Source organism: Cellulomonas bogoriensis 69B4 = DSM 16987 (genome assembly GCF_000767165.1).
In the GTDB taxonomy this organism is placed as follows: Bacteria; Actinomycetota; Actinomycetes; order Actinomycetales; family Cellulomonadaceae; genus Actinotalea; species Actinotalea bogoriensis.
The window spans coordinates 1-14,316 of the sequence record NZ_AXCZ01000067.1 but is presented as its reverse complement, the minus strand read 5'-3'; the positions used below and the strand labels follow the sequence as shown (position 1 = coordinate 14,316).

Below are 14,316 nucleotides of genomic sequence, written 5' to 3'. Positions count from 1 at the left end.
CGTCGCCCTCCTGACCGGGTCCGCCGGCGCCGGTGCGCGGCGCGAGGCCCTGGCCGACGCCGCCGGTGGCAGGGCCGGGATCGTGGTGGGCACCCACGCACTGCTGGGCCCCCAGGTGCAGTTCGCCGACCTCGGGCTCGTCGTCGTGGACGAGCAGCACCGGTTCGGCGTCGAGCAGCGCGACTCCCTGCGTCGACCGGACGGCACGCGACCGCACCTGCTGGTCATGACCGCCACCCCGATCCCGCGCACCGTCGCGATGACGGTCTTCGGTGACCTGGAGACCTCCGTCCTGCGGGACCTGCCGCCCGGACGGTCACCGATCACCACCCACGTCGTCCCGGCCGACAACCAGGCGTGGACCGCCCGTATGTGGCAGCGGGTCCGGGAGGAGGTGGACGCAGGCCACCGCGCCTACGTGGTCTGCCCCCGCATCGCCCCCGACGACACGCCCGAGGAGGACGACGCCGGGACGCCCGTGGAGGAGGAGCCCCCGGGCCCAGGGACCCGCCCGTCGCGCGCGGTCGTCGAGGTGGCCGACGAGCTCCAGGACCACCCCGCGCTCGCGGGGGTGGAGGTGGGGGTGCTCCACGGCCGACTGGCCCCGGCGGACAAGGACCGGGTCATGGCCCAGTTCGCCGCGGGCGAGGTGCAGGTCCTGGTCGCCACGACGGTCGTCGAGGTCGGTGTCGACGTGCCCGAGGCGACGGTGATGGTGGTCCTCGACGCGGACCGCTTCGGGCTCTCCCAGCTGCACCAGCTGCGGGGGAGGGTGGGTCGCGGCGCGGCTCCGGGCCTGTGCCTGCTGGTGTCCGGGGCTGTGGACGGAACCGATGCGCGCAGCAGGGTCGAGGCGATCGCGGGCACGACGGACGGGTTCGAGCTCGCAGCCGTCGACCTCGACCTGCGCCGTGAGGGTGACGTGCTGGGAGTGGCGCAGTCCGGTGCCACCAGCTCGTTGCGGCTCCTGCGCGTCGCACGGGACGGGAAGGTGATCGCCGAGGCGCGACGGGACGCACGTGCCGTGATCGAGCAGGACCGCGAGCTGACCGGCCACCCCGAGCTCCGACGCGCCATCGCGGCGGTGCTCGACCCGGGGCGCGAGGAGTTCCTGGAACGGGCCTGATCGCGCCGCCCTAGGCTGGGGGTGTGACACGGATCGTGGCGGGCTCGGCGGGCGGTCGGTCCCTGGTCGTCCCGCCGGCCGGTACCCGACCCACCAGCGACCGCGTGCGCGAGGCCCTGTTCTCCCGGCTCGAGCACCTGGGCGCGGTGCAGGGGGCCCACGTCCTGGACCTGTTCGCCGGGTCGGGGGCCCTCGGGCTGGAGGCCGCGAGCAGGGGCGCGCGCCGCGTGGTGCTCGTGGACGCGGCCCGGGGAGCCGCCCGGGCGTGCGAGCGCAACGTCAGGACTCTCGGGCTGCACGGGGTCGGCGTCGTGTGCGAGAAGGTCGTGACATACCTGCGCCGGGAGCCTGACCAGGCTGCGGACCTGGTGTTCTGCGACCCTCCCTACGACATGGACGAGGACGGGCTCGCCGACGTCCTGGTCGCACTGCTGCCGCACCTGGCACCCGCGGCCCTCGTGGTGGTCGAGAGGTCGGCCCGCAGCCCGGAACCACGGTGGCCGCACGTGCCCGGCGACGGGCGGCTCGTGGGTGAGGGTGACCGGCGCTACGGCGAGACCCGCCTGTGGTTCGCCGGAGTCGCACCGGACGCCGCGGGGTGCCACGACCCGGGACCAGGCCTAGGGTGAGGGCGTGAGGACAGCGGTGTGCCCCGGCTCCTTCGACCCCGTGACGCTGGGGCACGTGGACGTGATCACCCGCGCCAGCCACCTGTTCGACGAGGTGGTCGTGGCCGTCGCGAGCAACGCCGCCAAGTCCCCCCTGCTCGGTGTCCAGGAGCGCGTGGACCTGGTCGGGCGGGCCGTCGCCCACCTGCCCGGGGTGCGGGTCGTGGCGGTCCGGGGTCTGCTCGTCGACCTGTGCCGACAGCTCGGCCGGGCCACCCTGGTCAAGGGTCTCCGGGGGGGAGCCGACCTGGATGCCGAGCTGCCGATGGCGCTGATGAACAGGCACCTGGCGGGGGTGGAGACCGTCTACCTGCCGGCCGACCGTGGTGTGGCGCACATCGCCTCGTCGCTGGTCAAGGACGTCGCGCGGCACGGAGGGCCCATCGACGACCTGGTGCCGCCGGGCGTCGCCGCGGCGGTCCGGGCAGCGTTCGCGAAGAGGGAGGGGGGCAGCCCGTGAACGGCGAAGAGGAGCAGGCGTCCCAGCCCGAGCAGGGCCTGGAGGTCGTGCTGCAGGAGCTGGAGCAGGTGGTCACCGGTGCGCGGGCCATGCCGATGTCGTCCTCGGTGCTGGTGAGCCGGCCCGAGGTGCTCGAGCTCCTCGAGCGGGCACGGCAGGTGCTGCCCGACCAGCTCGCCCGGGCCGACGACCTGCTCACCCAGGTGGACAGGGTGCAGGCCGAGGCGCGTGAGGAGGCGGCGCGCATCGTGGCAGAGGCACGCGCGCAGGCCGCGCGGTTGGTGTCGGCGGAGGACGTCCTGCGAGCGGCGACGCACCGCGCGCAGGAGGTGGTCGACGCGGCCGAGGCCACTGCAGGGGAGCTGCGCCGTGACGCGGACGACTACTGCGACCGGCGGCTCGCGGACTTCGAGATCGACCTGGGAAAGGTCCTGGCGCAGGTCCAGGCGGGGCGGGCCAAGCTGGCCGGCCGCCTCGGGGACACCCCTGTCGAGGACCCGCCGACCTGAGGGCACCACGTCAGCGTTTGGGAAGGGCACGCCGATGCCGTAGCATCTCTCGTTGGTCCTGCCGCTCATGGCGTGGACCGAGACCCCTCGACCTTGGACCGATCTCGTGGAGCCCCGCATCACCCTGGACCCCCGTTCACCGCTCGTGCTGGAGACGCACGAGATCGCGCGGCGGCCGGGGACCATGCGAGCGGTGCGACGGACCGTGCCAGCGCCGGAGGATCTCGGTACCGCCGTGATCGGTGTCCCCACCGGTGACGACCTCGACCTCGACGTGAGGCTCGAGTCCGTCATGGAGGGGATCCTCATCTCCGGAGACGTCCGCGTCCGCGCGGTCGGGGAGTGCGTGCGGTGCCTGGAGGAGGTCGTCGTCGATGTCGACGCCACCCTCCAGGAGCTGTACTACTACCCCGACCGTGCGCGTGCCGCGGCCGAGGAAGGCGACGACGAGGAGGAGAGCCGTGAGCTCGTCGGCGACCTGGTCGACCTCGAGCCCGCGGTCCGGGACGTGGTGGTGCCAGCGCTGCCGTTCCGCCCGGTCTGTTCTACGGACTGCCCAGGCCTGTGCTCCGAGTGCGGGGCGAGGCTGGCGGACCCGGAGAACGCCGATCACCAGCACGACGTCCTGGACCCCCGGTGGGCTGAGCTCGACCGGTTGAAGAACGTGTTCGACGAGAAGAGAGAGAGCTAGCCGTGGCTGTTCCGAAGCGCAAGATGTCGCGCAGCAACACCCGTGCGCGTCGGTCGCAGTGGAAGACGACCGCTACGACCCTCACCACCTGCGCCCGGTGCTCTGCCCAGGCCCGCCCGCACCAGGCGTGCCCGGCGTGCGGGGCCTACAAGAGCCGGCAGTACGTCGAGGCGCTGCGTACCGAGCACGAGTCGAACTGACCGTCCTCCGGTGACGTCGTGGGCGAGCCGCTGGTGAGCGGTCGATGAGAGACCGTGGAACGGGCGAGCTCGCACCCGCTGCACTCCTGGCCGAGAAGCTCGGGGTCCACCTGGACCCCGAGCTTCTCGTGCTGTCCCTGACACACAGGTCGTTCGCCCACGAGGCCGGGGGCATCCCCACGAACGAACGCCTGGAGTTCCTCGGCGACACGGTCCTGGGGCTGGTCGTCACCGAGGCCCTGTACCGCCGGCACCCGGACCTGTCCGAGGGCGAGCTCGCGAAGATGCGGGCCGCGACGGTGTCCCAGCGTGCGCTCGCCGCGATCGCTCGCGAGCTCGACCTGGGGGCCTACCTGCTGCTCGGCAAGGGTGAGCAGGCCACCGGTGGTCGCGACAAGGACTCGATCCTGTCCGACACCCTCGAGGCCCTTCTTGGCGCGGTGTACCTCACCCATGGGCTCGAGCCCGCGCGGGCCCTGGTCGAGCGGCTCGTCGACCCGACGCTCACGCGCGCCGCAGACCTGGGTGCCGGCCTGGACTGGAAGACCTCGCTCCAGGAGCTGGCCGCGCGCCTGGAACTCGGCGTTCCGGCCTACCAGGTGCTGGGTGAGGGCCCGGACCACGCGCGCACGTTCACCGCTCAGGTCGTGCTCGCCGGTCAGGTCCAGGGGTCCGGCGTCGGTCCGGCGAAGAAGATCGCCGAGCAGGGTGCCGCTGCCGCCGCCTACCGGACGCTGCTGGAGCGGTCCCCGCAGGGTCAGGCGTCCCACGGCTGACCGGTGCCCGAGCTTCCCGAGGTCGAGACCGTCCGTGACGGCTTGGCCCGGCACGTCCTGGGGAGCACGGTCCGGACCGTGACCGTCCACCGGGACTCCGCGGTGCGGAGACACGACGGAGGACCCCGGGACTTCTCGGACCGTCTACGAGGACGGGTGATCACGGCCGCGGTCCGCCGCGGCAAGTTCCTGTGGCTCCTGCTCGATGACGACTCCGCGCTCATGGCCCACCTGGGGATGAGCGGCCAGCTGCTGGTCGCGCAGGGGGAGTCCGTGGCCGGGCCACCGACCGCACCCGCCCCGCACCGGCACACGAGGGCCACCCTCGCGCTCGAGGGCCCGGGCGGCCCTCTCACCCTGTCATTCGTGGACCAGCGCACCTTCGGCCACCTCGCGGTCACCGAGCTCGTCCCCACCGCCGACGGGGCACCGGGTGGGCGGGGGAGTCCTCTGGCCGCTGTCCCGGTGCCGGTGGGTCACATCGCGCGGGACCTGCTGGACCCGGCGCTGGACCGCGAGCTGCTCGTCGGACGTGTGCGCAGGACCGGGCGCGAGGTGAAGCGGGTCCTGCTCGACCAGACGGTCGTGTCCGGGATCGGGAACATCTACGCGGACGAGGCGCTGTGGCGCGCGGGTCTGCACTTCACCCGCCCGTGCGACCGGCTGAGCCGTCCCCGTGCGCACTCACTGCTGCGGGCCGCGCACGAGGTGATGTCCGAGGCGCTGCTGGCCGGCGGCACCAGCTTCGACGCGCTGTACGTGAACGTCAACGGCGCCTCCGGCTACTTCGACCGCTCGCTGGCGGTCTACGGGCAGGCCGGGCGTCCGTGCCCCCGCTGCGGCGCGACGGTGGTGCGCGACCCCTTCATGAACCGCTCCTCGTTCACCTGCCCGCGGTGCCAGCGGCGTCCATCTGCGGAGCGCCTGTCCCGCCGGGCCCGCACCACTGCCTAGGATCGACCCGTGGCAGCCACAGTTACGCCCGCCGCGTCCGGGCCCAACGCAGAGATCGCGGTCATGATCGTCGACGACCACGAGGTCGTCCGGCGCGGCATCGCGGAGGTGATCGATCGCACCGAGGGCATGTCGGTGGTCGCGGAGGCCGGCTCGGTCGCCGAGGGGATCCGGCGTGCCAACCTGGTCCGCCCGCAGGTGATGCTGGTCGACCTGCAGCTCCCTGACGGCACCGGCATCGACCTGATGTCCTCCCTGCGCGATACCTTGCCCGATACACGTGCGATCGTGCTGACGTCCTTCGACGACGACGACGCGCTCGCCGCAGCGTTGCAGGCAGGTGCGGCCGCCTACGTCCTGAAGAGCGTACGAGGGGCCGAGATCGCCGACGTCATCCGGTCGGTCTCGGCGGGACGCACCCTGCTGGACGAGCGGACGGTGACCCGGCGTCGTGCTGGGCACGACGACCCCACCGAGGACCTCACGCCCAGCGAGCGCAAGGTGCTCGACCTGATCGGTGAGGGCATGTCCAACCGTGAGATCGCCGAGCGCCTCGGCGTCGCGGAGAAGACGGTGAAGAACCACATCACGTCGTTGCTGTCGAAGATGGGCCTGCAACGGCGCACCCAGGCTGCTGCGTGGGTCGCGGGGCACAAGCGCAGCGCCTGGCGCGCCGAGTCGGGCGACTAGCGGCTGAGGTCGTCAGCGGGCCCTGCCCTTGACCGGTGCCTGCCAGGTCAGCAGCGTCCCCCGACCCTCGCTGGTGGTCCCGAGGGTGAACTCTCCGCCGTGGCGGCGGGCCCTCGCCGCGAGGTTATCCGTCCCGGACCGCCGCTCACGGTCGTCCGGGAGGCCTGTCCCGTCGTCCTGGACCTCGACGGTGATCCGACCCGACGGGGCGTCTCCGTGGAGCGCGACGAGGACGGCTACGGACGAGGCACGCGCGTGGCGCGCCGCGTTGGCGAGTCCTTCCCGCACGACGGCGACGATGTCGTCGGCCATGTCCTCGCCGACGCGGTCGTCGATCACACCGGCGTCACCGTCGAGGGACTCCCCGGAGTCCAGGACCCGGCCGTCGACGTGGATGACGAGCGACGGGGCGAAGCCCAGCCCGGTCCGGGCCAGGGAGGCCTCGCGGCGCAGACGCTCGGCGAGGGGGGCGCTGGCGTCGGGGTCCCGGAGCGCGTGGACGATGGAGCGGATCTGACGGACGGTGGAGTCGACGTTGTCGAGGGCGTCCTCCACGATGCCGGTGAGCTCTGCGGGGTCGACGCCGCGCGCGGCTCGTCGCCGGACGGTCTCCAGCTGCATCCCGGTGGCGAAGAGCTGCTGGATCGCGAGGTCGTGGAGGTCCCTGGCGATCCGCTCACGCTCGTCGAGGAGGGCCGCGACGTCCTGGGCGTGTCGTGCCTCGGCCAGGACGAGCGCGATCGCGGCCTGGCCTGCGTAGGACTCGGCCGTGGCGAGGTCGCTGGGGTCGAACTGGGGGGACCCGACCCGGCGGAGCAGGACCAGGACGCCCACCCCACGCCCGTCGGCGTGCATGGGTGCGTACATGGCGGGCCCGAACTGGCGCATCGCCGCCACACGCATCGCACGGGCGCGTGACAGGGAGTCCACCACCAGGCCGTTGCCGTCGCGCAGCACTGTCCGCGCCCTGCCGTCGGGGGGCATGACGGTGCCGAGCAGCTCCTCCGCGCCCACCCCGTCGACGATCTCCATCACCATGGTGTCACCGAGGCTCGGCAGGACCAGGGCCGCGGTGTCGGCGCGTGCGACCTGCCGGGAGGACCGGGCGATCTCCAGGAGCACCTCCTCCTCGTCTGCGCCCTGGAGCAGCATCGTGGTGATCGTCTGCCCGGCTCGCAGCCACTCCTCGCGGTGGGCGGCCTGCCCGTAGAGCTGGGCGTTCTGGATCGCGACGGCCGCCGCCGCGGCGAGCGTGATGACTGCCTCGTCGTCCTCGGACGTGAAGCCGCCGCTCTTCTCGGACAGGTACAGGTGCCCGAAGATCCGGTCCCGCACACGCACGGCGGTGCCCAGGAACGCGCCCATGCGGGGATGTCCGGACGGCAGCCCCTGGAAGTCGGGGTGCTCGGTCAGGTCGGTCAGCCGCAACGTCCCGTGCGGAGGGATCGCAGCCAGCACGCCGGTGGAGTGGGGTGCACGCCCGAGCAGTGCCGCGATCTGCTCGTCGACCCCCGTGTGCACGAAGGTGGTCGACCGGCCCCGGGCGTCGAGCACGTTGATCGCGGCGTAGCGGGCTCCGGTGAGGTCGGCGCTCGCCTGCACGAACCGCTGCAGGACGGTCGGCAGGTCGAGGTCGGAGGCCAGGCCGAGGGCCGCCTGCAGCAGGTCGGCGGCGGCGAGCGAGCTGTCGTGGTGCTCGCGCACGATCGGGGTCACGGGCGGTCCTCTCCCTCGGGTGGTGCTCCTGGGCCGCTGGTCGCCGTGGGGGCCGACCTCCCGAGGATCGCACGAGGAGACCCTCGCTCTCGAACGCTGCCGTCAGGTTCGAGGACGATGATCTCGTCCGCGTGCTCCAGTCCGTCGAGGCGGTGGGTCACGACCAGGACGCCGCGCCCGACCGCCGGACCGTCGTCGGTTCGCAGCAGCGAGGCCAGCAGGTCCGCCGCGCCTTCGTCGACGTGCTCGGTGGGTTCGTCCAGCAGGAGGAGCGGAGAGGGACCCAGGAGCGCCCGGGCGAGCAGGAGGCGGCGACGCTCCCCGCCCGAGATCCTGCCTGCGTCGCTGCCGAGGACGGTGTCTAGCCCCAGCGGCAGCGCCTCGAGCCAGGGGCCCGCCCCGACGGCGGCCATGGCCGCACGGGCCTGCGCGGGTGTGACGTCCCCGCGCGCCACGCGCAGGTTCTCCAGGACGGTGGTGTCGAACACGTGGGCGTCCTCGGCGGTGAGGCTGACGGCCGGTGGCCGTGAGCGCGCCGTCGCCGGTCGGCCGTCGACCTCGACCGTGCCCGAGGCCGGTGGGAGCAGCCCTGCGAGCGTCAGCAGCAGGGTCGTCTTCCCGACGCCGCTGGGCCCGACGATCGCCAGCGAGCGTCCGGGTTCGAGGTCGAGGTCCAACCCGTCGAGGAGGGACCGGCCCCCGGGCCAGGCGCACCGCAGGTCGCGGGCCCGCAGGACGGGGCGACCCCCGGTCCCGGGGGCCGGCACGGTCTCGTCGGTGGTCGTGGTCGGCCCGTCCACGAGCTCCATGATGCGACGCGCGGCCTCGCGGGACCGCAGGACCTGCACTCCGGCCGCCGGAAGCAACGACACGGCCTCGAACGCGGCCAGCGGTGTCAGGACGACCACGGCGAGCAGGACCGGGTCCAACGTCCCGGCGGTCGTCGCGGGCGTGCCGAGCACCAGTGCGGACAGGACCGCCAGGCCGGTCGCGAGGGGGAGGACGGCCGCAGCGACCGCTGCGGGTGCAGCGCCCCGGTCCTCGGCGCGGGCGAGGGCCCGTTCGGCGGCGTCGAGCTCGGCCAGCACGTCGTCGGTGCGTCCTGAGACGGTGAGCTCGGGCCCACCATGGAGCAGGGTGAGGCTCACCGCGGACACCTCGGCGCGAGCCCTGGCGGTGTCGCGCTGCACGGTGCGGACCGCGTGCACGGCCAGCAAGGGCGCCACTGCTCCCGCCACCAGCAGGCACGCCGCCAGCGCCAGGCCCGCGGCCGGGAAGAACGCGGCCAGGAGCGCCACGCTCCCGGTGCTGACGACGAGTGCGACGCCGAGGGGCATCAGTCCTCGCACCACGACGTCGCCGATCATGTCGACGTCGGCGCCCACGCGGGCGAGGAGGTCGCCGCGGCGCAGTCGCATCAGGGTGTCGGCGCTGCCGTCCGCGAGGCGCGTGTAGATGCGTGTGCGCAGGGTCGCCATCCCGCGCAGGGCGAGATCGTGGGAGAGCAGACGTTCGAGGTAGCGGAGCAGGCCTCGGGTGATCCCGAACATGCGGACGGCGACGGCTGCCATGGACAGGGTCATGACCGGGGGCATCTGGGACGCGCGGGCGATGAGCCACGCGGAGACCGCGGCCAGGGCGACGGCGCTGCCCAGCGCCCCGGCACCGGTGACGGTCGCGAGCGCGACACGCCGCCAGGAGATGTCGAGCAGGTGCACGGCCTGGACCAGGGGGTCGCGGTGGGGAGTCACGGGCGGGCCGGTGCGGGCTCGGTCCGGCTGCTGGCTGCGGTGCAGGGCGTGACGCGGTCGGCCACCGCGAGGGTGCTCGCCCGGTGGGAGACGAGCAGGACGGTGCGTCCGGACTCCCGGAGCCGCCGGACGGCCTGCACCACGACGTCCTCGGCGTCGTGGTCGAGGTGTGCGGTCGGCTCGTCGAGCACGACCAGGGGGGTGCGCGCGAGAAGGGCGCGTGTGAGCGCCAGCCGTTGGCGCTCACCGAGGCTCAGTCCGTGACCGCCGTGGCCCAGGGAGGTGTCCCAGCCGTGGGGGAGACGGTCGACGACGTCCTGCAGCCCGGTGAGGGTCGCGGCGTGGGTGCGGGCGACGGCACTGATCCGGCGACCGTCGTCGACGAGGTCGGCGAGGGTGCCCGGCACGAGCACGGCTCGTTGGGGCACCCACGTGATCTGGTTCCACCAGGTGGCGGGTTGCAGGTCGTGCAGCGGGGTGCGTGTGCCGTCCGCTGCGGTGACGGTGACCGAGCCCGTCTCGGGCCGTAGCAGGCCCAGGACGACGGCGACGGCGGTGGACTTGCCCGCGCCGTTCGGCCCGGTCAGTGCGTGCACCTCGCCGGGTCGCAGCACGAGGTCCAGGTGGGCGGGTGCGACCGTGTCGCGCTCGGGGGCGGTGACGCTCACGTCGTGGAGCGTGAGGGTGGCGGTCCTCAGGTCCGGTGCAGGGGCGGCCCCCGGCGCGGGTACGGGGCGGTCGAGCACCTCGAAGGTGCGCTCGGCGGCCGCCACACCGTCCGCCGAGGCGTGGAAGTGCGCTCCCACCTGGCGTAGGGGGAAGTACACCTCAGGGGCCAGGACGAGGACGGCGAGGGCGGTGGTGAGGTCGAGGTGGCCGTAGACCAGGCGGAACCCGACACCGACGGCGACGAGGGCGACGGCGAGGGTCGTGAGGAGCTCCAGGACCATGCCCGACAGGAACGCGACCCGCAGGGTTCCCATGGTGGCCCGCCGGTGGGACTCCCCGAGTGCGCGGACACGGGTGGCCGGTCCGGTCTCGCGACCCAGGGCCTTGAGGGTGGGCAGACCGGCTAGCAGGTCCATGACCTGGTCACCCAGGCGCGCCATCGTGCTCAGGCGTCGGCGCGCGTACCCCTGGGTGAGCCACCCGACCAGCACCATGAACAGCGGCACCAGGGGGAGCGTCACGGCGATGGTGAGTGCGGCGATCCAGTCCAGGCCGAGGACGACGGCCAGGGTGGCGGGCGTGACGGTGGCGGCGAGCAGGAGCTGGGGCAGGTACCGGACGAAGTACGGTTCCAGGTCGGCCAGGCCCCGGGTGGCGAGGGTCGCGACCGCGGTGGACTGCTCGGTGCCGGCCCCGCGGGGCCCGAGGGCCACGGCGTGGGTCAGCAGTGCGCGTCGGAGCTGCTGGACGGTCCTGGTCGCGGCCCGGTGTGCGTAGCGCTCCTGGGCGCCGGTCAGCAGTGCGCGCAGAGCGACGACCGCGGCGAGCCACCCGACCGTGGGGGCGACGTCGGGCCAGTCACCTTCCCGGGTGACCACGGGTGCCAGGGCGTGGGCGAGCAGGAGCGCCTGGGCGATGACGAGTGCGGCGGTGAGCGCGCCGGTGCCCGCCGTGAGCACGACGTAGCGCCGGGCGGCGCGGGCTCGTCGGAGCAGGCGCGGGTCGAGCGGCTTCACCTGCGGGTGAACGTGAGGCCGGTGTGGTCGGGGATCTGGGCGCTGGTGATGCGCTTGCGGAACACCCAGTAGGTCCAGCCCTGGTAGAGCAGGACGAAGGGCGTGAGGATGACTGCGACCCAGGTCATGATGCGCAGCGTGTAGGCCGAGGACGAGGCGTTCTCGATGGTGAGTGAGTTGGCGGGGTCGACGGCGGGCATGACGTCGGGGAACATCGATCCGAAGATCAGCACGACGGCGGCGACGATGGCCACCGCCGAGGCCGTGAACGCGTAACCCTCCCGCCCGCGCCGGGTTGCGGCCACGGTGCTGACCAGGCCCGCGGCGGCGATGGCCGTGGCGACCCAGGTCCAGGTCGTGGAGTAGGCGATCTGGGTCCACACCGCCCAGGACCCCGCCACGACGACGGTGAGGGCCGCCAGGCGGGTGGCGAGCTTCCCGGCCTGGTGGCGGATCGGGCCGTCGGTCTTGAGTGCCACGAACACGGTCCCGTGCGTGAGGAAGATCATCAGCGTCGTGGCGCCACCGAGGAGCGCGTACGGGTTGAGCAGGTCCAGCAGCGTTCCCACGTACTGGTGGTCGGCGTCCAGGTGGACGCCCCGGACGAGGTTCGCGAACGCCACACCCCACAGGAACGCCGGCGTCACGGATCCGAAGATGATGGCGCGGTCGGCCCAGGCCCGCCACCCGTCGTCGTTGATCTTGCCGCGCCACTCGAAGGCGACCACACGCACGATCAGGGCGAGCAGGATGAGCAGCAGAGGGATGTAGAAGCCGGAGAACATGGTGGCGTACCAGTGGGGGAACGCCGCGAAGGTCGCGCCCCCGGCGGTCAGGAGCCACACCTCGTTGCCGTCCCAGACCGGCCCGATCGTGTTGATCAGGGTCCGGCGGTCCTTGTCGTTGCGGCCCAGGACGGGCAGCAGCATCCCGACGCCGAAGTCGAAGCCCTCGAGGACGAGGTAGCCCGTCCACAGGACGGCGATGAGCAGGAACCAGAGCAGAGGCAGGTCCATGTCGGCTCCTGTCAGTACGCGAAGGACAGCGGGCGGTCGGGTGTGCCGTCGGGGTCCTCGGGGCCCCCGGGCCTGTCGTCGTCAGGATCGTCGCGGCGCGCATCGGGGCTGGGGTCGTGCTCGGTCTCGGCCACACCTTCACTGGCGTAGCGGCGCATGAGCCGGAACCAGACCACCGCGAGCACGGCGTACAGCCCGGTGAAGGCGATCATCGAGGTCAGCACGGTGCCGGGGCCGACCGAGGTCGAGACCCCCCGCATGGTGAGCAGCCAGACCCCGTCGACACCCGACGGGTCGGGGTTGGGGTGGACGACCCATGGTTGCCTGCCCATCTCGGTGAACACCCAGCCGAAGATCGAGGCGAGGAACGGCATCGGAATGGCGACCAGACCGAGGGTCCCGAACCAGCGCTTGTCGGTGACCCGGTTGCCGCGGGTCAGCCACAGCGCGGCGGCCGCGAGGGCGGCGCTGCCGATGCCGAACCCGATCATCAGCCGGAAGCTCCAGTAGGTCACGGCGAGGTTCGGGGTGTAGTCGATGCCCTCCCCGAAGTGTTCGGCGAACTGCGCCTCGTACTGCTCCTGGAGGTCCTGGACCCCGGTGATCGTGGACGTGAAGTCGCCGTTGGCGAGCCACGAGGTCAGTCCCGGGATCTCGATGAGGTGGCGGACGCCCTCGCAGTCGTTGGTCAGGTCGCCGACGGTGAGGATGGAGAACGCCGCGCCGTCCTCGGTCACGCACAGCGCCTCCGCCGCGGCCATCTTCATGGGCTGCTGCTGGAACATGAGCTTGGCCTGGATGTCACCGGAGACCGCGACCCCGACGCCGGAGAACATGATCGTGATCATGCCCAGGACGACGGCCGGGCGGTACACCTCGCGGGCGGTGGCGAGGTCGCCCTTGCGTGCCGAGCGCACCATCCACCACGCGGCGATGCCGGCGACGAACGTGCCCGCGGTGAGGAAGGAGGCCGCGATCGTGTGCGGGAAGGCGGCCAGGAGGGTGGAGTTGGTGAGGACCGCCACGATGTCGACCATCTCGGCCCGGCCGGTCTCGACGTTGAAGATCGCGCCGACCGGGTGCTGCATCCAGGAGTTCGCGGCGATGATGAAGTAGGCGGAGAGGTTGGAGGCGATGGCGACGGCCCAGATGCACCCGAGGTGGACGCGCCGGGGGAGCTTGTCCCACCCGAAGATCCACAGTCCCAGGAAGGTGGACTCGATGAAGAACGCGGCCAGGGCCTCCATGGCCAGCGGCGCCCCGAAGACGTCGCCCACGAACCGCGAGTACTCCGACCAGTTCATTCCGAACTGGAACTCCTGCACGATGCCGGTCGCGACGCCGATCGCGAAGTTGATGAGCAGGAGCTTGCCGAAGAACTTGGTCAGCCGCAGCCACTTCTCGTCCCCGGTCCGCACCCAGAACGTCTGCATGATCGCCACGAGGGGCGCGAGCCCGATGGTGAGGGGCACGAAGATGAAGTGGTAGACGGTGGTGATGCCGAACTGCCACCGGGCCAGTTCCAGTGCGTCCACGGGGGTCTCCTCGAGCGGCAGCGTGACGTGTGGGTGCTGGTATCGACGGTAGGAAAGATGTCATGGGACGACCCGGGACCTTGGTCCCCATTTCGTGACGCGTCGTCACATCGATCTTGCGCCCGGCCCGGCGCGTCGGGGGGCGGCCCGTGCTGCCTGTGCGATACTTGGCGCGGAAGGACAGGTCGCCACACCGGCATGTCCGCCACGACGATCTTGGCCGGGCACGGTCCGAGGCTCGCCGTGCGCCGCCACCGCGCTCACCAGCGCGGTCGGGCAGGCGCTGGCGCAGCCCGCCCGTCCGGCAGAACGCCATGACGACTTCCGTCGTCGGGTGCACGCGCCCGCGCGACGACAGACCGCCCGAGGGTCGGCGAGTGTGGACGGCCCCCCGGGCCAGGAGCACCTTCGTGAGCACAGACGAATCGACGAACGACTCCGAGGGGCGCGGCACAACCGGGGAGGACCGGGCGCCTGCCCCCCGCCGACGCCGCCGAGCCGCGTCCGCACCGGCCACGACCGTGACCTCGGATGCCGCG

14 protein-coding genes are annotated in these 14,316 nt (G+C 72.6%); 9 read left to right on the top strand and 5 right to left on the bottom strand.

The features are described from left to right. The 9 genes from N869_RS07935 to N869_RS07895 all read left to right on the top strand — a co-directional run. A partial coding sequence (locus tag N869_RS07935) for an ATP-dependent DNA helicase RecG (protein ID WP_035059988.1) occupies positions 1-1,126 on the top strand: 1,126 nt, incomplete at its 5' end. Between the two features lie 23 nt (positions 1,127-1,149). Beyond that, a complete protein-coding gene (locus N869_RS07930; protein ID WP_052105238.1) occupies positions 1,150-1,755 on the top strand; it encodes an RsmD family RNA methyltransferase in 606 nt (201 codons plus the stop codon). A 4-nt stretch (positions 1,756-1,759) separates the two neighbouring features. Next, positions 1,760-2,254, top strand: a complete 495-nt coding sequence (coaD, locus tag N869_RS07925; protein ID WP_035059986.1) for a pantetheine-phosphate adenylyltransferase — start codon at positions 1,760-1,762, stop codon at positions 2,252-2,254. Further along, entirely contained in the window at positions 2,251-2,763 is a 513-nt protein-coding gene (locus N869_RS07920) for a hypothetical protein (RefSeq protein WP_035059984.1), read from the top strand. The genes coaD and N869_RS07920 overlap by 4 nt, the downstream gene beginning before the upstream one ends. Before the next feature lie 106 nt (positions 2,764-2,869). Next, positions 2,870-3,454 (top strand): YceD family protein, encoded by a 585-nt coding sequence (locus tag N869_RS07915; RefSeq protein WP_035059982.1) that lies wholly within the window; start codon positions 2,870-2,872, stop codon positions 3,452-3,454. 2 nt (positions 3,455-3,456) lie between these two features. Then, entirely contained in the window at positions 3,457-3,654 is a 198-nt protein-coding gene (gene rpmF, locus N869_RS07910; protein WP_035059980.1) for a 50S ribosomal protein L32, read from the top strand. 44 nt (positions 3,655-3,698) lie between these two features. After that, positions 3,699-4,430 carry a ribonuclease III gene (rnc, locus tag N869_RS07905; RefSeq protein ID WP_035059978.1) on the top strand — a complete coding sequence of 244 codons (732 nt, stop codon included), beginning with the start codon at positions 3,699-3,701 and terminating at the stop codon, positions 4,428-4,430. Between the two features lie 3 nt (positions 4,431-4,433). After that, positions 4,434-5,384, top strand: coding sequence for a bifunctional DNA-formamidopyrimidine glycosylase/DNA-(apurinic or apyrimidinic site) lyase (mutM, locus tag N869_RS07900; RefSeq protein ID WP_035059976.1), 951 nt, complete (start codon positions 4,434-4,436; stop codon positions 5,382-5,384). Positions 5,385-5,447: 63 nt separating this feature from the next. Beyond that, a complete protein-coding gene (locus N869_RS07895; RefSeq protein ID WP_035059974.1) occupies positions 5,448-6,074 on the top strand; it encodes a response regulator in 627 nt (208 codons plus the stop codon). Between the two features lie 12 nt (positions 6,075-6,086). On the opposite strand, the gene N869_RS07890 is transcribed toward N869_RS07895, so the two are convergent. From N869_RS07890 to N869_RS07870, 5 genes are read right to left on the bottom strand one after another with little or no spacing between them, the layout of a single operon-like run. Further along, positions 6,087-7,790, bottom strand: a complete 1,704-nt coding sequence (locus tag N869_RS07890) for a GAF domain-containing sensor histidine kinase (RefSeq protein ID WP_084136695.1) — start codon at positions 7,788-7,790, stop codon at positions 6,087-6,089. Further along, complete coding sequence (gene cydC, locus N869_RS07885; protein ID WP_232229658.1) at positions 7,787-9,541, bottom strand: thiol reductant ABC exporter subunit CydC; 1,755 nt, start codon at positions 9,539-9,541, stop codon at positions 7,787-7,789. Before cydC ends, N869_RS07890 begins: the two co-directional genes overlap by 4 nt. After that, a complete protein-coding gene (gene cydD / locus N869_RS07880) occupies positions 9,538-11,226 on the bottom strand; it encodes a thiol reductant ABC exporter subunit CydD (protein WP_035059972.1) in 1,689 nt (562 codons plus the stop codon). Before cydD ends, cydC begins: the two co-directional genes overlap by 4 nt. After that, complete coding sequence (gene cydB, locus N869_RS07875) at positions 11,223-12,242, bottom strand: cytochrome d ubiquinol oxidase subunit II (protein WP_035059970.1); 1,020 nt, start codon at positions 12,240-12,242, stop codon at positions 11,223-11,225. Before cydB ends, cydD begins: the two co-directional genes overlap by 4 nt. An 11-nt stretch (positions 12,243-12,253) precedes the next feature. Continuing rightward, positions 12,254-13,777 carry a cytochrome ubiquinol oxidase subunit I gene (locus tag N869_RS07870; RefSeq protein ID WP_035059968.1) on the bottom strand — a complete coding sequence of 508 codons (1,524 nt, stop codon included), beginning with the start codon at positions 13,775-13,777 and terminating at the stop codon, positions 12,254-12,256. Positions 13,778-14,316: the final 539 nt, after the last annotated feature.

Excerpts from the sequence above, each read along its gene's own strand:
- N869_RS07895 (WP_035059974.1), top strand. The coding sequence starts at position 5,448 with ATGATCGTCGACGACCACGAGGTCGTCCGGCGCGGCATCGCGGAGGTG.
- rnc (WP_035059978.1), top strand. The coding sequence starts at position 3,699 with ATGAGAGACCGTGGAACGGGCGAGCTCGCACCCGCTGCACTCCTGGCC.
- cydB (WP_035059970.1), bottom strand. The coding sequence starts at position 12,242 with ATGGACCTGCCTCTGCTCTGGTTCCTGCTCATCGCCGTCCTGTGGACG.